We start from the raw sequence: 21,230 nt of genomic DNA on the forward strand, positions 1-21,230 counted from the left end.
ACCGAGACGCAAACATCGCGCGTGGGCACAGGGTGCCCACCCTACCGATCATGTTCGGCCGCAAGTAGGGCGGGCTCCCCGAGCCCGCGCGAACGCCGCCGAAACGCAAACATCGCGCGTGGGCACAGGGTGCCCACCCTACCGATCATGTTCGGCCGCAGGTTGGGCGGACGGGTTTCCCGTCCACGCGTGCAACCGGCGTACGATCATTCGACGGCCTTCACCATCGATTCGATCACCTTCTTCGCATCGCCGAACACCATCATCGTGTTCGGCTGATAAAAGAGATCGTTGTCCAGCCCCGCATACCCGGACGCCATCGACCGCTTGTTGACGATGATGCTCTTGGCTTTATAGGCCTCGAGGATCGGCATCCCCGCGATCGGCGATTTCGGGTCCTTGGCCGCCGGGTTCACGACGTCGTTCGCGCCCAGCACGAGCACGACGTCGGTCTGTCCGAATTCGCCGTTGATGTCTTCCATCTCTGCCACCTGGTCGTACGGCACCTCGGCTTCGGCCAGCAGCACGTTCATGTGGCCCGGCATGCGGCCCGCCACCGGGTGGATCGCGTAGCGCACCTGCACGCCGTGCGCGGTGAGCTTGTCGACCAGTTCCTTCACCGTGTGCTGGGCGCGCGCCACCGCGAGGCCGTAGCCCGGCACGATGATGACGGATTCCGCATTCTGCAGGATGAACGCCGCGTCTTCCGGCGAGCCCGATTTCACCGGGCGCTGTTCCTTCGCGCCGCCCGCGTCGGCCGCCGCGGCCTCGCCGCCGAAGCCGCCCAGGATCACGTTGAAGAACGAACGGTTCATCGCCTTGCACATGATGTACGAGAGGATCGCGCCGCTCGATCCGACCAGTGAGCCGGCGATGATCAGCATCGAGTTGTTCAGCGAGAAGCCGATGCCGGCCGCCGCCCAGCCCGAGTACGAGTTCAGCATCGACACCACGACGGGCATGTCCGCGCCGCCGATCGGGATGATGATCAGCACGCCCAGCACGAACGACAGCACGGCCATCACGATGTATGGGGTCCATGCGGGCGCCGCGCCATTCGAGAAGCAGAACACGAGGCCGAGGCCGACGATGGCGATGGCCACGAGCAGGTTGATCATGTGCTGGCCCGGATAGCGCACGGGCGCGCCCTGGAACAGGCGGAATTTATATTTGCCGGCCAGCTTGCCGAATGCGATCACGGAACCGGAAAACGTCACCGCGCCGACGAACGTGCCGATGAACAGTTCGAGGCGGTTGCCGAACGGGAGCCCTTCGCCGCGCGCGGCGATGTTGAAAGCCCACGGCTCGGACACGGCCGCGATGGCGATGCACACGGCCGCGAGGCCGATCAGCGAGTGCATCGCCGCGACCAGTTCCGGCATCTTGGTCATCTCGACCCGCCGCGCCGCGATCGCGCCGATGGTGCCGCCGACGACCACGCCGAGCAGCACGAGGCCAAAACCCATGCCGCCCGTCTGCATCTGCTCCTTGAGCTTGAACATCAGGGCGATGGTCGTGACGACGGCGATGCCCATGCCCGTCATGCCGAACGCGTTGCCCATGCGCGCGGACGCGGGCGACGACAAGCCCTTCAAGGCCTGGATGAAGCACACGGACGCCACCAGGTACAGCAGCGTCACGACGTTCATGCTGATCAGGTTCATGCGGCCTCCTTGGCAACGCCGACGGCATCCTTGGCGGCCGGCGCAGGTTTCGCCTTCGGCTCCTTTTTCTTGAACATCTCCAGCATGCGCTGCGTGACGAGGAAGCCGCCGAACACGTTCACGGCGGCCAGCGCCACGGCGATGGTCCCGGCGATTTGTCCGGTCAGGCCTTCCGTCAGGCCGGCCGCCAGCATGGCGCCGACGATGATGATGGCCGAGACGGCGTTGGTCACCGCCATCAGCGGCGTGTGCAGCGCGGGCGTGACGGTCCACACGACGTGGTAGCCGACGTAGATCGCCAGCACGAAGATGATCAGGTTGATGATGGTATGGCTGATTTCCATGACGGCCTCTCCCTTATTTACGTAACACGTCGCCGTCGATGGCGACCAGCGTCGCGCGCACGATCTCGTCCTCGCGGTCGATGACGAGCTTCCCGTCCTTGTCGATCACGAGTTTCAGAAAATCCAGCACGTTGCGCGCGTACAGGGCCGACGCGTCGGCCGCGACGAGCGCCGGCAGGTTCGGTTCGCCGATGATCGTCACGCCGTGCTTGATCACCGTCTTGCCGAGTTCCGTCAGCGGGCAGTTGCCGCCCTGCTCGATGGCCATGTCGACGATCACGGAGCCCGGTTTCATGGCGCGTACCGTCTCTTCCGCGATCAGCACGGGCGCCTTGCGGCCGGGGATCAGCGCCGTCGTGATGACGATGTCCGCGAGCTTCGCGCGCTCGTGCACGAGTTCCGCCTGGCGCCGCATCCAGTCGGCCGGCATCGGACGCGCGTAGCCGCCCGCGCCCTTGGCGATCTCGCGTTCCTCGTCCGTGAGGAAGGGCACGTCGATGAACTTGGCGCCCAGCGATTCCACCTGCTCCTTCACGGGCGGACGCACGTCGGACGCTTCGATGACGGCGCCCAGGCGCTTGGCGGTCGCGATGGCCTGCAGGCCGGCGACGCCGACGCCCATGATCAGCACGCGCGCCGCTTTCACGGTGCCGGCGGCCGTCATCAGCATCGGCATGAAGCGTTGATAGGCGTTCGCCGCCATGAGCACGGCCTTGTAGCCGGCGATGTTGGCCTGGGACGACAGCACGTCCATCGACTGGGCGCGCGTGATGCGCGGCGCGGCTTCCAGCGCGAACGCGGTCAGGCGCTGCTGCGCCAGCGCGGCCAGGTTGTCGGCGTCGAACGGGTTCAGCATGCCGACGAGGGCGGCGCCCGGTGTCATCTGCGCGCGCTCCCCGGCATCCGGGCTGCGCACCTTCAGGACGAGATCGGCCCCGAGGGCTTCCTGCGCGGTCCCGATGCGGGCGCCGGCGGCAACGTAGGCGTCATCGATCACGGAAGCATGGACGCCGGCGCCCGATTGCACGATCACTTCGTGCTGGGCAGCCAACTTCTTGACGGTTTCGGGGGTCGCTGCGACACGTGTCTCGCCCGGCCTCGATTCGGCCGGCACACCAATTCTCATAATGCCTCCGTATAATTGATAAACTGTCCACAATCTAGCATGTAATGCCCCCGATCAATACAGATGAGTGGTTTTTCGTCAACAGATCGGCAATTCTCGTGGCATAGCCCGCGAGAACCTAGACGAATCCACAAGATTTTTGTTTCATATCAATATTCAAACTTGTCCGGAACTGTTGCACCGCAGCGTGCGCCCGAGCAACGCACGTTCCATCAAGGTAGAATGTCGGCTCACTACAAGGACGCGCATGACCCATACCTTCAGACCGTCAGTCACCGTCGCCGCGATCATCGAGCGCGATGGCCGCTTTCTGCTGATCGAAGAGGAAACCAGCGACGGCATCCGCCTGAACCAGCCTGCCGGCCACCTCGACCCGTACGAATCGCTCGAACAGGCGGTGATCCGCGAGGCGATGGAAGAGACGGCGCACGAATTCATCCCGGAAGCCCTCGTCGGCATGTATCTGTCGCGCTACCACTCGAAATCGCGCGGGCATGACGTCACGTATCTGCGCTTCACGTTCTGCGGCAAGGCGGGCAGGCAGTTCGACCAGGCGCTCGACCACGGCATCTTGCGTACGCTGTGGCTGACGCGCGACGAACTGGCCGCGTGCAGCGAGCGCCACCGCAGCCCCATCGTGCTGAAGTGCGTGGACGATTACCTGGCGGGCAAGCGCACGCAGCTCGACCTGTTGTACACGGACCACTCGGTCTTCGAAAACGGACTCACCATCAAACCGGACGTAACCTGAAATGAGTAAAAAGAAAGTCGTGATCGGGATGTCGGGCGGCGTCGACTCCTCGGTCGCGGCCTGGATGCTGAAGGAACAGGGCTATGAAGTCGTCGGCCTGTTCATGAAGAACTGGGAAGACGACGACGATTCCGAATACTGTTCCACGCGCCAGGACTGGATCGACGCGGCCAGCGTGGCCGACGTCGTCGGCGTGGACATCGAGGCGGTCAACTTCGCCGCCGAATACAAGGACCGCGTGTTCGCGGAATTCCTGCGCGAATACCAGGCCGGCCGCACGCCGAATCCGGACGTGCTGTGCAACGCCGAGATCAAGTTCAAGGCCTTCCTCGACCACGCGATGAAGCTGGGCGCCGACCTGATCGCGACCGGCCATTACGCGCGCGTGCGCCACAACGGCACCACGAACAAATTCGAGCTGCTCAAGGCCTTCGATGCGACCAAGGACCAGAGCTACTTCCTGCACCGCCTGAACCAGGCGCAGTTGTCGAAATCGCTGTTCCCGCTGGGCGAAATCGCCAAGACCGAAGTGCGCAAGATCGCGGAAAAGCTGAACCTGCCCAACGCGGCGAAAAAGGATTCGACCGGCATCTGCTTCATCGGCGAGCGCCCGTTCCGCGAATTCCTCGGCCGCTACCTGCAGCACAAGCCGGGCCCGATGAAGCTGGACAACGGCCAGACGGTGGGCGAGCACGTCGGCCTGTCGTTCTACACGCTGGGCCAGCGCAAGGGCATCGGCATCGGCGGCCTGAAATCGCACAAGAACGCGGACGGCACGAGCGAGCCGTGGTTCGTGGCGCGCAAGGACATCGCCACCAACACCCTGTACATCGTGCAGGGCCACGACCACCCGTGGCTGTTGTCGGACAGCCTGGGCGCCGGCCAGGCCAGCTGGATCGCGGGCGTGGCGCCAGAACCGCGCGCCCTGTCGGCCAAGACCCGCTACCGCCAGGCCGACGTGCCCTGCGCGGTCGCGCCGGAAGGCCCGGACCGCTTCACCCTGGATTTCACCGATCCGCAATGGGCGGTGACGCCGGGCCAGTCGGCCGTGCTGTACGACGGCGACGTGTGCCTGGGCGGCGGCATCATCGATACGGCGACCGCCGTCTGATTGTTGCGTTCTGCACGCAGCCACGGCATTTTTGTGCGGGATTAGTATTTGTCTATCGTATCGGACAAAAAAATGTCGTAATCTTCCTGTATATTGCTGCATGGAAAATTTGTGGCATGCTTATTCGAGGAATTACCATGGCTGAAGACATCGACAACAACGCGACCGAAGTGCTGTCGTTCCGCCTGGGCAGCGAGGAATATGCGATCAGCATCCTCAAGGTCCAGGAAATCCGCGGCTACGACGCCGTCACGCGCATCGCCAGCGCGCCCGACTACCTGAAGGGCGTCGTCAACCTGCGCGGCATCATCGTGCCGGTCGTGGACATGCGCATCAAGTTCAACGTGGGCGCGGCGACCTACGACGCGTTCACCGTCGTGATCGTCCTGAACATCAACAAGCACACGATCGGCATGGTGGTGGACAGCGTCTCCGACGTCGTCACGCTCACGCCGGACCAGATCAAGCCGGCGCCGGACCTCGGCGCCACCGTGTCGGGCGACTACCTGCGCGGCCTGGCCACCGTGGGCGAGCGCATGCTGATCATGCTCGATATCGACAAGCTGCTCGGTTCCGAAGAGATGGGGTTGCTGGCGGCGGCGAAAGAGGCGGCCTGATCCAGGCCGCCTCTTCAAACTCAGGCCGCCACATCAAACGTCGTCCCCGCGCAGGCGGGGATCCAATTTTGCCTGCGTTTCCGTACGCTGAGAGCTTGGGCCCCCGCCTGCGCGGGGGCGACGTCGTTCCGAGCCGGTGAGTCTCATTCGCCCCGGTGTTTCTTGACGATGGAAATCACGGTATTGCGTATCGTGCGCAGCACCGTATCCGCCTTGAACGGCTTGACGATGAACCCGTGCACGCCGCCCGCGAGCGCGGCCTGGATGGCGGGCGCGTCGAGCGTGCCGGACACCATGAAGATCAGCGTTTTCGGGAACTGCGTGCGCAACCGGTCGACGGCTTCCTGCCCGTCCTCGAACTGCTCGCGCGCGATGCAGAAGATGTGCGGCGGGTGCTTGAGCGCGAGCGCAAACCCGGCCGCGGCCGTGTGGGCCTGGCCGGCGACGTCGTAGCCGCCGTCGGTGAGCACGGTGTTGAGCAGGCCGCGCGCGACGGCGCTGCCGTCCACGATGATCGCCTTGAGCATCGGATTCCTTTCTCGTTAATCTGCCTCGTACGCCAGCATGTTCCACGTGACGCCCAGGCGCACGTCGGTCTTCAGCTGCACGAGCTTGCGCGACACCTCCAGGATCTCGCGTTCCGCGCGCAACCGCTCGCCCAGCGGCGTCTTGAGGATGCCGGCGCCCGCCATGACGGCGTCCAGGTCGCCGTAGGCGTTGAGCAGGCGCGCGGCCGTCTTCATGCCGATCTTCGACACGCCCGGCACGCCGTCCGTCGGGTCGCCCATCAGCGCCAGCAGGTCGTGCAGGCGTTCCGGCGCGACGCCGAATTTGTTGCGCACCCACGCGTCGTCGTGCCACTCGCCCTTGAAATGATCCCACACCAGCGCGCCGTGCGCGATCAAGGGGTGCAGGTCCTTGTCGGTCGTCGCGACGACGGCGTCGCCGCGTCCTTCCGACAGCCAGCGCAGCACGCCGGTGCCGATCACGTCGTCGGCCTCGACCTCGGGCAGCATCAACACGTGCAGGCCGACCTTGCGCAGGCGCTCGTGGAATTCCGGCAGCGCTTCGCGCAGCACGCCCGGCATCGGCGCGCGGCCTTCGCGGTAGCGCGGATACAGCGCGTGGCGCCACGTGGCGCCGCCGTAGTCGAACGCGGCCAGCACGTGCGTGGGCGCGTGCGCGTCGAGCAGGTTGCGGAACGACGAGAACGCGTGGCGCAGCGCGATGCTCGCCTTGAGGTCCGAGTCCGGTTCGGGACTCGCCTCGTACACGCGCCGTACGATGTTCAGGCCGTCGATGGCCAGCAGCTTCGCCATGGTGCTTGATTCTTGCTTACTTCACGAAATCGTATTGCCCGCCGCGTTCGAGCGCGCGCCGGTAGGCCGGCCGCGCGTGGATCTTGTCGAGGAAGGCGACGAGGTTCGGGTACTGCCCATCCAGCCCGCCGCGCGCGGCCGCCGCTTCCAGCGGGAAGCTCATCTGGATGTCGGCGGCGGAAAAATCGTCGCCGGCGAACCACGTGCGCTTGCCCAGTTCCCCTTCCGCGAACGCCAGGTGCTGGCGGATCTGCGGCAGCACGAAGCTGTCCTTGACCTTGTTCGCGATGGCGCGCGCGATCGGGCGCACGAAGAACGGCGCGGGGCCGTTCCCGACGCGGTCGAACACGAGTTTCAGCAGCAGCGGCGGCATCGCCGATCCTTCCGCGTAATGCAGGAAATACGTGTAGTGCAGGCGCCCCGGCGTGCCCGGCGCCGGCGCGAGCGCCGTGCCGTAACGGCCGACGAGGTACTCGATGACCGCACCCGATTCCGCCACGATCGCGTCGCCGTCCTGGATCACGGGCGACTTGCCGAGCGGGTGCACGGCGCGCAGCTCGGGCGGCGCCAGCATCGTCTTCGGATCGCGCTGGTATTTTTTGATCTCGTACTCCAGACCCAGTTCCTCCAGCAGCCACAGGATGCGCTGGGAGCGCGAATTATTCAGGTGATGGACGACGATCATGGGCGTTTACGGGCGTGACAAAGGCCCTAGCTTAGCATTGTTGCGTGCTGACCAGAAGCAAAGTGACAACGACACCGTCGCCAAATTTGCCATATTCGCCGAAAGATACCCGATATATCGCCGGTGACATTAGATCGCCGAGCATTTCCAAGACTATAAAAGAACGTTGTAGAGATGCTGCGTCCGGAGACAAATTTTGACGAAAACCATCAATTACAAACGTCATTCCATGTTTTCATGATTAAACTCAATCTACCTTTCCATAAAACAATTCCCCTGCCATGACATTCCGCCATCTCACCATACGCGCCAAGCTCATGCTCAGCATGGGTGTCTGTCTGCTCGTATTCATCGCCATCTCGTCCACGCTGTCGATCAGTATGACCAGTGCGCAGATGCGCGAACGCGTCGTCGACAGCGAATTGCCGGCCCAGGTCAGCGCCATCCGCAACGACATCCAGCGCCAGATCGCGGAACCCGCGGCGATGTCGCAGACGCTGGCGAACAACACGTTCCTGCAGGCGTGGGAAGATGCAGGCAACCCGGACGACGGCCTTGCCGCGTGGACCGCGCAGGCCAAGCGCCTGTACGAGGCCAACCATGCGGCCACCGTGCTCTGGGCGTCGGACGGCACGTCGAAATACTTCACCGAAAAGGGGCTGGACCGCACGATCGACAAAACGTCCGACAAGGATGCGTGGTTCAAGAAATTCCTCGACAGCGGCGCACCCTACACGCTCAACCTGGACAAGGATGCCACCTCGGGCGTCTACATGCTGTTCATCGACGCGCGCGTGCAGACGCCGGGCGGCAAGCTGGCGGTCGCCGGCCTGGGTCTCTCCGCCGAAGCGCTGGCCAACAGCATCCGCAACTATCGCCTGGGCAAATCCGGTTACGTCTACCTGGTGAACAACAACGGCACCCTGCTGGTCCACCGCGACCGCGGCCTGCTCGACGGCCACCACACCCTCGACAAGCAGCCCGGCTTTACGCCCGAACTGGCGCGCTCGCTGCTGAACAAGCAGGTGTTCGCCTCCGGACATTATGAAGCCCCGAACGGCCGCCAGTTCGTCGCATCGTCGTACGTGCCGGAATTGAAACTGTACGTCATCGCCGAAGTGCCGGAAGCCGAAGTGCTGGGCAATATCGGCCGCACGGCGGCGGTGTCCGCCATCGTCGCGGCCCTCGTCGGCGGCGCGGTCGGCCTCGCGGCGATCTGGTTCGTGGCCGGCGCGATCTCGGCGCCCGTGATGGGCGCGGCCGGCATGCTGGGTGAAATCGCCGACGGTGAAGGCGACCTCAGCCGCCGTCTGGAAGCCGACGGCGAAGACGAAGTCGGCAAGCTGGCCGAGGCGTTCAACCGCTTCGTCGGCTCGCTCAGCGGCACGATCGGCAAGGTGCGCGACAGCAGCCACGTGATCGCCGGCGCAACCGAAGAAATCGCACGCGGCAACATGGACCTGTCCGCGCGCACCGAAGCGCAGGCGTCGAGCATCGAGGAAACGGCGGCGGCGATGGAAGAACTGACGACGACCGTGCGCCACAATGCCGAACACGCGATCGAAGCGAACCGCCTCGTGTCCGAGACGGCGCAATCGGCGGAAAAGGGCGGCGCCGTGGTGGCGGAAGTCGTGCGCACGATGGGCGCCATCACGGAAAGCTCGCGCAAGATTTCCGAGATCATCGGCGTCATCGACGGCATCGCGTTCCAGACCAATATCCTCGCATTGAACGCGGCCGTGGAAGCGGCCCGTGCGGGCGAACAGGGCCGCGGCTTCGCGGTCGTCGCCGGCGAGGTGCGCACGCTGGCCCAGCGCTCGGCCGCGGCGTCGAAGGAAATCCGCCAGCTGATCCTGGACTCCGTCGCCAAGGTCGATGCCGGCAGCGCGCTGGCCGACGGCGCCGGCCACGCGATGGAAACGATCGTCGCGTCCGTGCGCCGCGCCGAAATCCTCATGCGCGACATCGCCTCGTCGAGCCAGGAACAGAGCCTGGGCATCACGCAAGTCAACCAGGCGATCGCGCAGATGGACGACGCGACCCAGCAGAACGCCGCCCTCGTCGAGGAAGCGGCGGCCGCCGCGGCCGCGCTGCAGGAACAGGCGCGCGAGCTGGATGCCGTCGTCAGCACGTTCAAACTGGCCGGCGGCACGGCGCCCGCGGCGCATGCGCTGGCCGCACCGGCGGGGCGCAAGCGCCTGCCAGCGTAAGCCTGCCTAACACCGGGGTCAGAGCCCGATTTTTGGAAATTGCCCAAAATCGGGCTCTGACCCCGGTGCGTTTGCAGACTTTTCCACGCTTCGGTACTATGCTTTGTTGCAACTTTTACCCAAAGTTGCTCATTCAACCGTCCCGTGGAGAACAAATCCAAATGTCGCGTCACCGTCTGCCATCCCTGTCCGCCCTTTCCCTCGTACTAGCCGCCGCCTTCGCCAGCGCGGTGCACGCCCAGACGCCGGCGATGGCGCCGGATATCCCGGCCGACAAGTTCACCGCGACGGTCCCTGACGCCGACTACGTCAAACAGGACGTCATGATCCCGATGCGCGACGGCGTCAAGCTGCACACCGTGATCGTGATCCCGAAGAGCGTCATGGCCGGCAAGGCGCCGATCATGCTGACGCGCACCCCTTATAACGCCACGGGCCGCGCGAGCCGCATGAAGAGCCCGCACATCGCCTCGATCCTCGGCGACGGCGACGACGCCTTCATCGAGAACGGCTACATCCGCGTGTTCCAGGACGTGCGCGGCAAATACGGTTCGGAAGGCGATTACGTGATGACGCGCCCGGTGCGCGGCCCGTTGAACAACACGCCGGTCGACCACAGCACGGACGCCTGGGACACCATCGACTGGCTGGTGAAAAACATCCCGCAGTCGAACGGCAAGGTCGGCATGGTCGGCTCGTCCTACGAAGGCTTTACGGTGCTGATGGCGCTCGTCGAACCGCACCCGGCGCTGAAGGCGGCCGTGCCGATGAGCCCGATGGTCGACGGCTGGCGCGGCGACGACTGGTTCCACAATGGCGCCTTCCGCAACCCGAACCTCGCCTACATCGCCGGCCAGAACGCGGCGCGCGGCGAAGGCGAGAAAATCGTCACCGGCATCAACGACGATTACGAGGCCTACCTGCGTGCCGGCTCCACGTCCGACTTCGCCCATATCTTCGGCCTCGACCAGCTGAACTTCACGAAAAAACTGTTCGAGCATCCGGCCTATGACAGCTACTGGCAGGAACAGGCGCTGGACAAGATCCTCGCCAAGCGCCCGTTGAAGGTGCCGACGATGACCGTCGTCGGCCGCTGGGACCAGGAAGACATCTACGGCGCCTACGCGACCTACGCCGCCGTCGAACCGCAGGACAAGACGAACAAGATGAACTCGCTCGTGGTCGGCCCGTGGCGCCACAGCGGCGTCAACTACGACGGCTCCACGCTGGGCGCGCTGAAATTCACGGGCGACACGGCCCGGGAATTCCGCCGCGAGGTCATGCTCCCGTTCTTCAACCAGTATCTCAAGGACGGCGCGCCCGCGTTCGACACGCCGCCCGTATGGTCGTACCAGACCGGTGTGAACCGCTGGCGCCGCCTCGATCAATGGCCGCTCGTGCCGGCATCCACGCCGCTGTACCTGAAGCCGGGCTTCGGCCTCGCGTTCGAGAAAGCCGAGGGCAAGGCCGACAAGACGGCCGCATTCGACGAATACGTGTCCGACCCGGCCAAGCCGGTGCCGTTCGTGCCGCGTCCCGTGCACATGAATGACGCCAATGTCTGGAAGCCGTGGCTCGTGACCGACCAGCGCGGCTATTCCGACCGCACCGACGTGCTGACCTACACCAGTGCCCCGCTCACCGCGCCGCTGCAGCTGGCCGGCCAGCCGATGGTCGACCTGTTCGCGTCGACGTCGGGCACGGACAGCGACTGGGTCGTCAAGCTGATCGACGTGTACCCGGACGAAGTGGCGACACAGCCGGAACTGGGCGGCTACGAGCTGCCGATCGCGATGGACATCTTCCGCGGCCGCTACTACCAGGGTCTGGACAAGCCGGCCGCGATCCCCGCCAACAAGGCCGAGCGCTACCGCTTCGCCCTGCCCAACGTCGACCACGTGTTCCTGCCGGGCCACCGCATCATGGTGCAGATCCAGTCCAGCTGGTTCCCGCTGTACGACCGCAATCCGCAGACCTTCGTGCCGAACATCTTTTACGCCAAGCCGGGCGATTATCGCAAGGCGACGCAGCGCGTCTACCACGCGCCGGGGCTGGAGAGCGCGATCGAACTGCCGGTGGTGCGGGCGGCGAAGTAAGCGGTGCGGCGCCGGCCGGGTCATGCATTGTGGCTGGCCGGCGACACACATGTTAAATCCTTAGGACTTTCGCGGAGGGCACGGTAGGCTGTCAGCACGCTCATCGCTGCCGATTCCCGAGGTCCTGTCATGAAGTCCATCGTTTCCGCCGCCGCCCTGCTGCTGGCAAGTACGCTCGCTCACGCCCAGACCAGCCACTGGGCCTTCAGCTACACCGGCTTCTACGACCAGGAAGCGGCCGCGTTCCTGCCCGGGATGCGCATCGACGGTTCGTTCACGGGCGTCGACGCCAACGGCGACGGCGTCCTCGAACGCGCCGAGCTGACGTCCCTGCTGGTCGACACGAAAGACTATGTGGCCTGCGCCGCGAGCAGCAACGCGTACTACCACTGCGACGCCGACAGCTTCACCTTCTCCGCGGAGAGCGGCCTGGCGTTCAGCGTGAGCGAGACGTCCAGCGATCCGGAAGGCTTATATGGCGGCGGCCACCTCGTCACGACGGGACAGCTGGCTTACGACTACCAGTTCAATCCGTATGCCGGCTCGGAACATCACCTGTACTGGACGGACGCCACGGTGCTGACCATGGCGTCGGCGCTGGGCGGGACGGAATCGGTGCCGGCCGTGCCCGAAGCACCGGCGTGGATGATGCTGCTGGCCGGCGTGGGCGGCATTGGCCTGTGGCGCCGCCGCGGTTCGCAGCGCATCCGCCCCGGCTGAACGATCACCGTTCGCCAGCGCACGGATCGGGACCAGGGCCCGGCCTAGACTGCCGGCATGGGCGCAATATACATCGGCATCTCGGGCTGGCGCTACGCACCATGGCGCGGCGTGTTTTATCCGCCCGGCCTCGCGCAGGCGCGCGAGCTGGATTACGCGTCGCGCTTCCTGCCCACCATCGAAATCAACGGTTCCTTCTACGCGCTGCAGCGCCCCGCCAGCTACGCGGCATGGCATGACGCGACGCCGCGCGGCTTCGTGTTCGCCGTGAAGGGCAACCGCTTCCTCACCCACATGCTCAAGCTGCGCGGCATCGAGACGCCGCTCGCCAACGTGCTCGCGTCGGGCGTGTTCGCGCTGCGCGACAAGCTCGGCCCCATCCTGTGGCAGCTCCCGCCGCAGCTGCGCTTCGACGCCGGCAAGGTCGAACATTTTCTCGGCCTGCTCCCGCACGACACGGGCCGTGCACTCGATATCGCGCGCGGCCACGACGACAAGGTCGCGGCCCGCGCGCTGCTGGAAATCGACGCCGTGCGCCCGCTGCGCCACGCCGTCGAAGTCCGCCACGAGAGCTTCCGCGATCCCGCCTTCATCGCACTGCTGCGCAAGTACGGCGTGGCGGTGGTGGTGGCCGATACGGCCGGCAAGTGGCCGGATTTCGATGAGGTGACGGCGGACTTCGTCTACGTCCGCCTGCACGGCGAGCACGAGCTGTATGCGAGCGGCTACGACGACGCGTCCCTCGCGCGCTGGGCCGCGCGCATCCGCGCGTGGGCGAAGAAGGGGGATGTGTACTGCTACTTCGACAACGACATCAAGGTCAGGGCGCCGTTCGATGCGAAGCGCTTGATGGAGATGGTGGGCGTGGATTGGAAACCGGCGACCTGAAAACCGTCGTTCCCGCGCAGGCGGGAACCCGAGTTTTGAGCGTACCGAAATGCATGCAAAATTGGGCCCCCGCCTGCGCGGGGGCGACGGTGTTTTAGCGCTGCACGTGGACCTGGATGACCTTGCGGCCCTTCGCATCCGTTTCCGGCAATGGCGTCGTCTCGCAGGTGCCGCACGAATCGCACCCGCTGCCGCAACTCGAATCCGTACCGAGCCACTTCACGATCCGGCCCTTGCCGGTGCCGCCCGACAGCTTGTAGACGAGCTTCTCGCGCCACGTCTTCGGCAGGTATTTCGCTGCCGCATACAGCGCGGCCAGCGCGACGATGAGTCCGACGATCAGGTACTGAATCACGATCAGCTCCCCAGCACGGCGCGTGCGATGTGGAAGGTCAGGAACGAGGCCGTGTACGCGAGTGCGAACATGTAGCCGGCCATCAGCAGTGCGTAACGCATGCTGCCCGTCTCGCGGCGCACGACGGACAGGGTCGACAGGCACTGCGGCGCGAACACGTACCACGCGAGCAGCGACAGCGCCGTCGGCAGGGTCCACGAGGCGGCGATGATCGGGGCCAGCGAACCGGCCACGTCGTCGCCCGTCGTCGACAGCGCGTACACCGTGCCGAGCGCGCCGACGGCCACTTCGCGCGCCGCCATGCCCGGCACGAGCGCGATGCAGATCTGCCAGCCGAAGCCGATCGGCTCGAACACGACGGCCAATGCGCGGCCCAGTATGCCGGCGATGCTGTAGTAGATCGGCGGATGCGTCGCGCCTTCCGGTGCGCCCGGGAAGCTGGACAGGAACCAGACGAGGATCATCAGGGTGAGGATCACGGTGCCGACGCGCGTGATGAAGATGCGCGCGCGCTCCCACAGGCCCAGCGCGAGATTGTGCAGGTGCGGCCAGTGGTAGGCGGGCAGTTCCAGCATCAGCGGCTGGTGGCCCTTGGCGCCGACGGTGCGCTTGAAGAAGTACGCGACGCCCATCGCGCTGAAGATGCCAGCCGCGTACAGCACGAACAGCACGAGGCCTTGCAAATTGATGCCGCCGCCCAGTTCGCGGGCGGGGATGAACGCCGCGATCACGAGCGCATACACGGGCAGGCGCGCGGAACACGTCATCAGCGGCGCGATCATGATCGTCACGAGGCGGTCGCGCGGGTTCTGGATCGTGCGCGCGGCCATCACACCCGGGATCGCGCAGGCGAACGACGACAGCAGCGGGATGAACGCGCGGCCCGACAGGCCCACGCCGCCCATCATGCGGTCGAGCAGGAACGCGGCGCGCGGCAGGTAGCCGCAATCCTCGAGCACGAGGATGAAGAAGAACAGGATCAGGATCTGCGGCAGGTACACGAGGACGCTGCCCGCGCCGCCGAACACGCCGTCGACGACCAGGCCGCGCAGCGGGCCGTCCGGCAGCGCCGCGCCGACCCAGTGGCCGAGCGCGTCGACGCCGTTCTTGATCAGGTCCATGGGCACGTTGGCCCAGCTGAACACGGCCTGGAAAATCAGGAACATCGTGGCCGCCAGGATGATCGGGCCGATCACCGGGTGCAGCACGACGTGGTCGATCTGCTCGCTCAGGTTGCCCGTGTCCTTGTCGAAGCTGACCGTCGCGTCGATGATGCGGCGCACCTCGCGCTGCGTCTCCTCGACCGGGACGGCGTCGATGGCGGACAGCGGATTCGGCTTCGCTTGCGTATCGAACGGCATCGCTTCGAGCGCCTTGAGCAGGCCCTTCTCGCCGCCGGCCTGCACGGCCACCGTCTCGATGACGGGCATGCCGAGTTCCCGCGCCAGGCGTGCCGTGTCGATCTCGATGCCGCGCTTCTTCGCGACGTCGACCATGTTCAGCGCCAGCACCATCGGCAGGCCGAGGCGCTTGATCTCGAGCACGAGACGCAGATTCAGGCGCAGGTTGGTGGCGTTGACGACGCAGACGACCGCATCCGGCGTCTGCTCGCCGGCGCGCAGGCCGGCGACGACGTCGCGCGTGATCGCTTCGTCCGGCGTGTGGGCGGCGAGGCTGTAGGCGCCCGGCAGGTCGAGCACGCGCAGCGGCCGGCCGCCCGGCAGCATGAAGCTGCCTTCCTTGCGCTCGATGGTGACGCCGGCATAGTTCGCGACCTTCTGGCGCGCGCCGGTCAGGCGGTTGAACAGGGCGGTCTTGCCGCAGTTCGGATTACCCAGCAGGGCGACGAGCGGCGTTTTTGCGGCCGCCTGGACCTGCTGTTCTACTGCTCCCATGTCGGTTCCGTCACTCCGGCTGGATCGAGACCAGCGCCGCTTCGAAGCGGCGCAGGGCGAACGTCGACTGGCCGACCTTGACCGCCAGCGGACCGCCGGGCAGGCCGCGCTTGAGCATGCGGATGCGCTCGCCCGGCACGAAGCCCAGTTCCATCAGGCGGCGCGACACGTCGATGCCGCCGTCGCGGCTGCCGAGCGCGTTCGGCGCGAGGTGGATCACGGTGCCGCTCTGGCCGGCCTTGAGGCTGTCGAGCGTGGTCAGGGTGGGTGCAAGAGTCATGGTGTCGCTTCCCGGTGGTGGTGCGCTGCTTTAACGGATGGGTACATCATAAACCTAAATGCGAATTATTTCTATTTGCGGTTTGTCCACTTCTGCTCACTCGACATCGTTTTAACGCAACGGCGCAACAAAAACGCTTGCAATCCGGATTTAATTTGCGCAGAATACGAAGGGTAATGAGAATGATTCGCATTATAGACCAAACAACAATGGCCTGTGATGCTCCCACCACGGAACCGTCCATGATCGTCTGCGTCTGCAATAACATCTCCGACCGCGAAATCCGCCAGGCCGTCGACCTCGGCCTGACATCGATGGCCGACCTGTACAAGGAACTCGGCGTCGGCACCTGCTGCGGCAAATGCGTCAGCTATGCGCGCGAAGTGATGCACGAGCACCTGGAAAGCAAGACGGTCGTCACCGAACTGCGCCGCACCCCGCACGACGGGCTTGCGGCCTGATCCGGCCCGCCGCCCCGGCGGGTGATAACAGGCAGACAAGGCGTCAATATTGCTACGCCCAATCCGTGCGTGCGCTTGTCCACGCGCGGGCCGGTCTTGGTAATATGTGACTTCCGACGCGCCCAGATTTCACTCCTATGCCCGTAATCCCGTTCCGTCCACCAAGAGCGCCCTTTACGGTCCAACCTCCTCCGCAGCCTTCGCGCCGAGCACTCATCGTGAAATGGCTGCGCAGGACGCACGGTTGGATCGGTCTCTGGGGCGCCGTGCTCGGGCTGCTGTTCGGCAGCACCGGCATTCTCCTCAACCACCGCGCCGTGCTCAGGATTCCCGCCGTCCAGGCGCAGGAGTCCACGGTCCAGGTTCCCCTGCCGAGTCCGGCACCGGGCAGTCCGCAGGCGCTGGCCGTCTGGCTCAAGCGCTCATTACGGCTGGAACCGGAACCCGGACGCGTCAAGGCCGAGGCTGCCCGTGCCGTAGCCTGGGGCGACAAATCCCTGATCCAGCCGGCGCGCTGGAGCGCCAGCTTTACTTCGCCATCCGGCAATGTTCAGGCTGAATATTGGGTCGGCAACAGCTATGTCACCGTCAAGCGCGCCGAAAACAATGTCTTCGGCACCCTCGTCAACCTGCACAAGGGCGTTGGCATGAGCACTGCCTGGATCCTGCTCGTGGACACGCTGGCCGGCTCCATCATCCTGCTGTCGCTGTCCGGCGTCGTGCTGTGGACGCTCACCAACCGGCGCCGCACGGTCGGCATCGTGATCGGTACGGTGTCGCTGCTGGCGGTAGGCGGGCTGGCGCTGGCCGCCATCTGATTTCACCGGGACGGCGGCGGCCTGCGCGCCACGCCGTCGCCATCTGCCCGCCTGCCGCGCGGTTTGCTATGATGCCGAGACAACAACCGCACGCAAAGGCAATCATGAAGGGCGATCCCAACATCATCCGGCTGCTCAACGCGCAGCTGACCAACGAGCTCACGGCCGTCAACCAGTACTTCCTGCATGCGCGCATGTACCGGCACTGGGGCTTCGAGAAGCTGGGCAAGAAGGAATACGATGAATCGATCGGCGAGATGAAACACGCCGACCGGCTGATCGACCGCATCCTGATGCTGGACGGCCTGCCCAACCTGCAGGCCCTGCACAAGCTGCTGATCGGCGAATCGACGCAGGAAATGCTCGAATGCGACCTCAAGCTGGAACGCGCGGCCCAGGTCACGGTCAAGGAAGGCATCGCCGCCGCCGAGATCGCGCACGACTATGTGTCGCGCGACCTGCTGCTGGAGATTCTCGAAGACACCGAGGAACACATCGAGTGGCTGGAAACCCAGCTCGACCTCATCGTCAAGGTCGGCATCCAGAATTACCTGCAGTCCCAGATGGGCGAATAAAAGCTAGCATTAAGGGGCCTCGAGAAACCGTAGCGAGCGGAAGCCATGTTGGCCGAGAAGCGCAGCCGTACTTGAGTACGGTGAGCATCGCAGGCCGACAGGGCGACGCGCAGTAGGTTTATCGACGCCCCTTCAGGATTGGCGCCAGCGCGCGACCCACTTGTCGTAGAAGCCGATGTCGCCCGGCACGGCGCCCGTGACGGCACAGATCGCGCCGGCGAATTCGTTGGCGCGCGACAGGATCAGCTCCAGCGGCCAGCCGCGCGCGCGGCCCAGCATGAAGATGGCGGAAAACGCGTCGCCGGCGCCGGTCGTGTCGATCACGAACGGCGGCACCGGATTATCGCGGGTGGCGATGTAGCCGCCGTCGGCGCCGAAGTACACGGAACCGCGGTGGCCCAGCGTGACGATCAGCGCCTCCAGCGAAAAACGGTCCATCAGCGCGCGGCAGGCCGCGTGCACTTCTTCCGTCGACAGCGCCGCATCGTCCGGGCCGATCTGGAAATACCACTGGAACAGCGCCTGTAACTCCTCTTCGTTGACCTTGACGACGTCGGCCGCCGTCAGCGCCTTCGTGACGATGGGCTCGGTTGCCTGTCCGGGCCGCAGGTTGAGGTCGAGGAAGCGCTTGGCCTGCGTGTTTTCCAGCACGGCCGCCAGCGCCAGGCGCGAGCGTTCCTCGCGCAGGGCCAGCGTGCCGAAATAAAGGAAGTCATGATCACCGCCGGCGATGCTCGCGGCGGCCGCCTGCGGGTCGATGAAATCGTAGGCCTGGCGCGGCAGCAAGGTGAAGCGGTGCGCCGCGCCCTGGCGCTCGGCGACGGCGCGGCCGGTCTCTTCCATCGGATCGACCTGCAGGCCCGATTCCGGAATCACGAAGCGCTCGAACTCGGCGCGCACGGCCGCGCCGTTGCGGTCGTCGCCGATGCGCGTGATCATCAAGGGCGGCGCCATGAAGGCGGCCAGGTGGCGCGCCACGTTGAACGGGGCGCCGCCCACCGCGTGCCCGGCCGTTCCTTCCTCGACGAGGACTTCGCCGAAGACGATGGTCGATATGCGCGCGGTCATCATCGGGCGCTCACTGCGGCAGGAAAGGCACGGTGTCCTTGAACGACTGCCGTTCGGACAGCTTGTCGAACAGGCGCGCCAGGTTCGGGCAGGTGTCGCGCCAGGCGATGTCGGGGAAGCGGAACGCCAGCCAGCCCAGCGTGCAGCCGACGGCGACGTCGGCCAGCGTGTAATGGATGCCCATGCAGAACGGCTGCTCGCCCAGGTTCTCGGACATCACGGCCAGGCCGCTGTGCACCTTGCCCATCTGGCGGTCGAACCAGGCCTGGCTCTGCTGCTCGGCCGGGCGCCACGTGCGCTCCAGGAAGGCCAGCACGGCCGCATCCAGCACGCCATCCGCCAGCGCTTCCCACACCTTGACGTTGGCGCGGTCGCGGCTGTTCGCGGGCAGCAGCTTGCAGACGGGCGTCAGCGTGTCGAGGTATTCGGCGATCACGCGCGAGTCGTACATCGCGCTGCCGTCCTCCATCACGAGGCACGGGACTTTCCCGAGCGGGTTCGACGACGCGATGTTCGTTTCCGGTGCCCAGACGTTTTCCAGCTCGAACTGATAGTCGAGCTTTTTTTCTGCCAGCACGACGCGCGCCTTGCGCACGTAGGCACTGGTGACGGAACCGATGAGTTTCATAAATGCTCAGTATTGGGGAGTGGCTGACAGTATAGCATCGGCCTTTCGCCGGCCGAACGCAGGGAACCGCTTGCAACGGTGGGCAAATGAGACTTGACAAAGCGATCCCGGGCAGGCCGCCGATGGTAGAATCTCGTTTTTGCACTCACCGCTTCCCGCCTCCCATGACCTCTACCGCCTCCTCCTCGACCCTGTCGGCCCTGTCCCCCCTGGACGGCCGCTACGCCGCCAAGACCGACAAGCTGCGCCCCATCCTGTCGGAAGCCGGCTTCATGCACCACCGCGTGAAAGTGGAGATCGCCTGGCTGCAGGCGCTGTCGCAAGCCGGCTTCGCCGAGCTGAAACCGTTCTCCGCGCAAGCGTCCGCCCTGCTGGACAAGATCGCCGCCGGCTTCTCGGACAGCGACGCCGCCCGCATCAAGGAAATCGAGGCCGTCACCAACCACGACGTGAAGGCCGTCGAGTACTGGCTGAAGGAACAGGTCAAGGACGTGCCGGAGCTGGTCGCGGCCTCCGAATTCATCCACTTCGCGTGCACCTCGGAAGACATCAACAACACGTCGCACGGCATGATGCTGAAGGCGGCCCGCGACGGCGTGCTGCTGCCGTCGCTGCAGGCGGTGATCGCCAGGCTGACCGAGATCGCCCACACGAACGCCGACCTGCCGATGCTGTCGCGCACGCACGGCCAGACCGCCAGCCCGACGACCCTCGGCAAGGAATTCGCCAACGTCGTCGCCCGCCTGCAGCGCGCGGTGAAGCGCATCGCCGACGTGGAAATCCTCGGCAAGATGAACGGCGCCGTCGGCAACTACAACGCGCACCTGTCGGCATACCCGGGCTTCGACTGGCCGGCGTTCTCGAAGAACGTGATCGAGCAGCGCCTGGGCCTGACGTTCAACCCGTACACGATCCAGATCGAACCGCACGACTACATGGCCGAACTGTTCGACGCGATCGCGCGCACGAACACGATCCTGCTCGACCTGAACCGCGACATCTGGACCTATGTCTCGCTCGGCTACTTCAAGCAGAAGCTGAAGGCCGGTGAGATCGGTTCGTCGACGATGCCCCATAAAGTCAATCCGATCGACTTCGAGAACTCGGAAGGCAACCTCGGCCTGGCCAACGCCATGCTGCGCCACATGGCGGATAAACTGCCGGTCTCGCGCATGCAGCGCGACCTCACCGACTCGACGGTCCTGCGCAACATCGGCGTGGGCTTCGGCTACGCGCTGCTCGCGTACGACAGCTGCCTGCGCGGCCTGAACAAGCTGGAAGTGAACCCGCAGCGCCTGGCGCAGGACCTCGACGCGAACTGGGAAGTGCTGGCCGAGCCGGTGCAGACGGTGATGCGCCGCTTCGGCATCGAGAACCCGTACGAACAGCTGAAGGAACTCACGCGCGGCAAGGGCATCACGCGCGACGCGCTGCAGGAATTCATCGGCAAGCTGGCGATTCCGCAGGACGCCAAGGACCTGCTGCTGGCCATGACGCCGGCGAATTACACGGGCCTGGCGGCGCAGCTGGCGAAGGCGATTTAAGCATTTCGCGGATAGCGCTGCAAAGAAAATGGTACGTCGTTCCCGCGGAGGCGGGAACCTAATTTTGCATGAGCT

General features: G+C 65.3%; 22 protein-coding genes. 11 read left to right on the plus strand and 11 right to left on the minus strand.

Going from position 1 to position 21,230, the window contains the following annotated elements:
• Positions 1-206 precede the first annotated feature (206 nt).
• The 3 genes from ASC93_RS05765 to ASC93_RS05775 are packed head-to-tail and all read right to left on the minus strand — an operon-like array spanning position 207 to position 3,134.
• Positions 207-1,664, minus strand: a complete 1,458-nt coding sequence (locus ASC93_RS05765; RefSeq protein WP_056438509.1) for an NAD(P)(+) transhydrogenase (Re/Si-specific) subunit beta — start codon at positions 1,662-1,664, stop codon at positions 207-209.
• Positions 1,661-2,008 (minus strand): NAD(P) transhydrogenase subunit alpha, encoded by a 348-nt coding sequence (locus ASC93_RS05770; RefSeq protein ID WP_056438512.1) that lies wholly within the window; start codon positions 2,006-2,008, stop codon positions 1,661-1,663. The genes ASC93_RS05765 and ASC93_RS05770 overlap by 4 nt, the downstream gene beginning before the upstream one ends.
• A gap of 13 nt (positions 2,009-2,021) precedes the next feature.
• A complete protein-coding gene (locus tag ASC93_RS05775; RefSeq protein WP_056438516.1) occupies positions 2,022-3,134 on the minus strand; it encodes a Re/Si-specific NAD(P)(+) transhydrogenase subunit alpha in 1,113 nt (370 codons plus the stop codon).
• Between the two features lie 247 nt (positions 3,135-3,381).
• On the opposite strand from ASC93_RS05775, the gene ASC93_RS05780 reads away from it, so the two are divergent.
• From ASC93_RS05780 to ASC93_RS05790, 3 genes are all read left to right on the plus strand, one after another.
• Positions 3,382-3,885 carry an NUDIX hydrolase gene (locus tag ASC93_RS05780; RefSeq protein WP_056438519.1) on the plus strand — a complete coding sequence of 168 codons (504 nt, stop codon included), beginning with the start codon at positions 3,382-3,384 and terminating at the stop codon, positions 3,883-3,885.
• A gap of 1 nt (position 3,886) precedes the next feature.
• The gene (gene mnmA / locus ASC93_RS05785; protein WP_056438522.1) at positions 3,887-4,996 is read left to right on the plus strand and encodes a tRNA 2-thiouridine(34) synthase MnmA; all 1,110 of its coding nucleotides are present in this window, start codon (positions 3,887-3,889) and stop codon (positions 4,994-4,996) included.
• A 137-nt stretch (positions 4,997-5,133) separates the two neighbouring features.
• Complete coding sequence (locus ASC93_RS05790) at positions 5,134-5,613, plus strand: chemotaxis protein CheW (protein WP_082547796.1); 480 nt, start codon at positions 5,134-5,136, stop codon at positions 5,611-5,613.
• Between the two features lie 143 nt (positions 5,614-5,756).
• On the opposite strand, the gene ASC93_RS05795 is transcribed toward ASC93_RS05790, so the two are convergent.
• Genes ASC93_RS05795 through ASC93_RS05805 form a run of 3 tightly spaced genes read right to left on the minus strand, consistent with a single transcriptional unit; the run spans position 5,757 to position 7,617 of the window.
• Positions 5,757-6,140 carry a response regulator gene (locus ASC93_RS05795; protein ID WP_056438529.1) on the minus strand — a complete coding sequence of 128 codons (384 nt, stop codon included), beginning with the start codon at positions 6,138-6,140 and terminating at the stop codon, positions 5,757-5,759.
• A 15-nt stretch (positions 6,141-6,155) separates the two neighbouring features.
• Complete coding sequence (locus ASC93_RS05800) at positions 6,156-6,932, minus strand: 5'-3' exonuclease H3TH domain-containing protein (RefSeq protein ID WP_056438531.1); 777 nt, start codon at positions 6,930-6,932, stop codon at positions 6,156-6,158.
• 16 nt (positions 6,933-6,948) lie between these two features.
• Positions 6,949-7,617, minus strand: coding sequence for a glutathione S-transferase (locus tag ASC93_RS05805; RefSeq protein ID WP_056438533.1), 669 nt, complete (start codon positions 7,615-7,617; stop codon positions 6,949-6,951).
• 281 nt (positions 7,618-7,898) lie between these two features.
• Here ASC93_RS05805 and ASC93_RS05810 point away from each other — a divergent pair, with 281 nt between their 5' ends.
• From ASC93_RS05810 to ASC93_RS05825, 4 genes are all read left to right on the plus strand, one after another.
• Positions 7,899-9,827, plus strand: a complete 1,929-nt coding sequence (locus tag ASC93_RS05810; RefSeq protein WP_229412612.1) for a methyl-accepting chemotaxis protein — start codon at positions 7,899-7,901, stop codon at positions 9,825-9,827.
• Between the two features lie 161 nt (positions 9,828-9,988).
• Positions 9,989-11,923, plus strand: a complete 1,935-nt coding sequence (locus tag ASC93_RS05815) for a CocE/NonD family hydrolase (RefSeq protein ID WP_056438536.1) — start codon at positions 9,989-9,991, stop codon at positions 11,921-11,923.
• A 129-nt stretch (positions 11,924-12,052) separates the two neighbouring features.
• Positions 12,053-12,643: a PEP-CTERM sorting domain-containing protein gene (locus ASC93_RS05820; protein WP_056438539.1), complete on the plus strand. Its 591-nt coding sequence runs from the start codon at positions 12,053-12,055 to the stop codon at positions 12,641-12,643.
• A gap of 57 nt (positions 12,644-12,700) precedes the next feature.
• Entirely contained in the window at positions 12,701-13,531 is an 831-nt protein-coding gene (locus ASC93_RS05825) for a DUF72 domain-containing protein (protein WP_056438542.1), read from the plus strand.
• Between the two features lie 94 nt (positions 13,532-13,625).
• On the opposite strand, the gene ASC93_RS05830 is transcribed toward ASC93_RS05825, so the two are convergent.
• From ASC93_RS05830 to ASC93_RS05840, 3 genes are read right to left on the minus strand one after another with little or no spacing between them, the layout of a single operon-like run.
• The gene (locus ASC93_RS05830) at positions 13,626-13,886 is read right to left on the minus strand and encodes a DUF6587 family protein (protein WP_056438551.1); all 261 of its coding nucleotides are present in this window, start codon (positions 13,884-13,886) and stop codon (positions 13,626-13,628) included.
• A 2-nt stretch (positions 13,887-13,888) separates the two neighbouring features.
• Positions 13,889-15,781: a ferrous iron transporter B gene (locus ASC93_RS05835; protein WP_056438554.1), complete on the minus strand. Its 1,893-nt coding sequence runs from the start codon at positions 15,779-15,781 to the stop codon at positions 13,889-13,891.
• Between the two features lie 10 nt (positions 15,782-15,791).
• Positions 15,792-16,061 (minus strand): FeoA family protein, encoded by a 270-nt coding sequence (locus ASC93_RS05840; RefSeq protein WP_056438557.1) that lies wholly within the window; start codon positions 16,059-16,061, stop codon positions 15,792-15,794.
• Positions 16,062-16,303: 242 nt separating this feature from the next.
• Between ASC93_RS05840 and ASC93_RS05845 the strand changes: the two genes are divergently transcribed.
• The 3 genes from ASC93_RS05845 (at position 16,304) to bfr (ending at position 17,915) form a co-directional block, all read left to right on the plus strand.
• Positions 16,304-16,522, plus strand: coding sequence for a bacterioferritin-associated ferredoxin (locus ASC93_RS05845; protein WP_056438559.1), 219 nt, complete (start codon positions 16,304-16,306; stop codon positions 16,520-16,522).
• Positions 16,523-16,740: 218 nt separating this feature from the next.
• On the plus strand, positions 16,741-17,340 hold the full coding sequence (locus tag ASC93_RS05850; RefSeq protein ID WP_056438562.1) for a PepSY-associated TM helix domain-containing protein: 600 nt from the start codon (positions 16,741-16,743) through the stop codon (positions 17,338-17,340).
• A 104-nt stretch (positions 17,341-17,444) separates the two neighbouring features.
• Positions 17,445-17,915, plus strand: coding sequence for a bacterioferritin (gene bfr / locus ASC93_RS05855; protein ID WP_056438565.1), 471 nt, complete (start codon positions 17,445-17,447; stop codon positions 17,913-17,915).
• Between the two features lie 132 nt (positions 17,916-18,047).
• Here bfr and ASC93_RS05860 read toward each other — a convergent pair whose 3' ends face one another.
• Both ASC93_RS05860 and ASC93_RS05865 read right to left on the minus strand, forming a co-directional pair.
• Positions 18,048-18,986 carry a PfkB family carbohydrate kinase gene (locus ASC93_RS05860; RefSeq protein ID WP_229412613.1) on the minus strand — a complete coding sequence of 313 codons (939 nt, stop codon included), beginning with the start codon at positions 18,984-18,986 and terminating at the stop codon, positions 18,048-18,050.
• Between the two features lie 7 nt (positions 18,987-18,993).
• Positions 18,994-19,611: a glutathione S-transferase N-terminal domain-containing protein gene (locus tag ASC93_RS05865; RefSeq protein WP_056438570.1), complete on the minus strand. Its 618-nt coding sequence runs from the start codon at positions 19,609-19,611 to the stop codon at positions 18,994-18,996.
• A gap of 164 nt (positions 19,612-19,775) precedes the next feature.
• Here ASC93_RS05865 and purB point away from each other — a divergent pair, with 164 nt between their 5' ends.
• The gene (purB, locus tag ASC93_RS05870) at positions 19,776-21,155 is read left to right on the plus strand and encodes an adenylosuccinate lyase (protein WP_157201757.1); all 1,380 of its coding nucleotides are present in this window, start codon (positions 19,776-19,778) and stop codon (positions 21,153-21,155) included.
• Positions 21,156-21,230: the final 75 nt, after the last annotated feature.

Origin of the sequence: Massilia sp. Root335 (genome assembly GCF_001425685.1) — a bacterium.
In the GTDB taxonomy this organism is placed as follows: Bacteria; Pseudomonadota; Gammaproteobacteria; order Burkholderiales; family Burkholderiaceae_D; genus Telluria; species Telluria luteola.

Excerpts from the sequence above, each read along its gene's own strand:
- mnmA (WP_056438522.1), top strand. The coding sequence starts at position 3,887 with ATGAGTAAAAAGAAAGTCGTGATCGGGATGTCGGGCGGCGTCGACTCC.
- ASC93_RS05780 (WP_056438519.1), top strand. The coding sequence starts at position 3,382 with ATGACCCATACCTTCAGACCGTCAGTCACCGTCGCCGCGATCATCGAG.
- ASC93_RS05820 (WP_056438539.1), top strand. The coding sequence starts at position 12,053 with ATGAAGTCCATCGTTTCCGCCGCCGCCCTGCTGCTGGCAAGTACGCTC.
- ASC93_RS05835 (WP_056438554.1), bottom strand. The coding sequence starts at position 15,781 with ATGGGAGCAGTAGAACAGCAGGTCCAGGCGGCCGCAAAAACGCCGCTC.
- purB (WP_157201757.1), top strand. The coding sequence starts at position 19,776 with ATGACCTCTACCGCCTCCTCCTCGACCCTGTCGGCCCTGTCCCCCCTG.
- ASC93_RS05865 (WP_056438570.1), bottom strand. The coding sequence starts at position 19,611 with ATGAAACTCATCGGTTCCGTCACCAGTGCCTACGTGCGCAAGGCGCGC.
- ASC93_RS05845 (WP_056438559.1), top strand. The coding sequence starts at position 16,304 with ATGATCGTCTGCGTCTGCAATAACATCTCCGACCGCGAAATCCGCCAG.
- ASC93_RS05790 (WP_082547796.1), top strand. The coding sequence starts at position 5,134 with ATGGCTGAAGACATCGACAACAACGCGACCGAAGTGCTGTCGTTCCGC.
- ASC93_RS05775 (WP_056438516.1), bottom strand. The coding sequence starts at position 3,134 with ATGAGAATTGGTGTGCCGGCCGAATCGAGGCCGGGCGAGACACGTGTC.
- bfr (WP_056438565.1), top strand. The coding sequence starts at position 17,445 with ATGAAGGGCGATCCCAACATCATCCGGCTGCTCAACGCGCAGCTGACC.
- ASC93_RS05815 (WP_056438536.1), top strand. The coding sequence starts at position 9,989 with ATGTCGCGTCACCGTCTGCCATCCCTGTCCGCCCTTTCCCTCGTACTA.
- ASC93_RS05860 (WP_229412613.1), bottom strand. The coding sequence starts at position 18,986 with ATGATGACCGCGCGCATATCGACCATCGTCTTCGGCGAAGTCCTCGTC.
- ASC93_RS05795 (WP_056438529.1), bottom strand. The coding sequence starts at position 6,140 with ATGCTCAAGGCGATCATCGTGGACGGCAGCGCCGTCGCGCGCGGCCTG.
- ASC93_RS05770 (WP_056438512.1), bottom strand. The coding sequence starts at position 2,008 with ATGGAAATCAGCCATACCATCATCAACCTGATCATCTTCGTGCTGGCG.
- ASC93_RS05805 (WP_056438533.1), bottom strand. The coding sequence starts at position 7,617 with ATGATCGTCGTCCATCACCTGAATAATTCGCGCTCCCAGCGCATCCTG.
- ASC93_RS05840 (WP_056438557.1), bottom strand. The coding sequence starts at position 16,061 with ATGACTCTTGCACCCACCCTGACCACGCTCGACAGCCTCAAGGCCGGC.
- ASC93_RS05825 (WP_056438542.1), top strand. The coding sequence starts at position 12,701 with ATGGGCGCAATATACATCGGCATCTCGGGCTGGCGCTACGCACCATGG.
- ASC93_RS05765 (WP_056438509.1), bottom strand. The coding sequence starts at position 1,664 with ATGAACCTGATCAGCATGAACGTCGTGACGCTGCTGTACCTGGTGGCG.
- ASC93_RS05810 (WP_229412612.1), top strand. The coding sequence starts at position 7,899 with ATGACATTCCGCCATCTCACCATACGCGCCAAGCTCATGCTCAGCATG.
- ASC93_RS05800 (WP_056438531.1), bottom strand. The coding sequence starts at position 6,932 with ATGGCGAAGCTGCTGGCCATCGACGGCCTGAACATCGTACGGCGCGTG.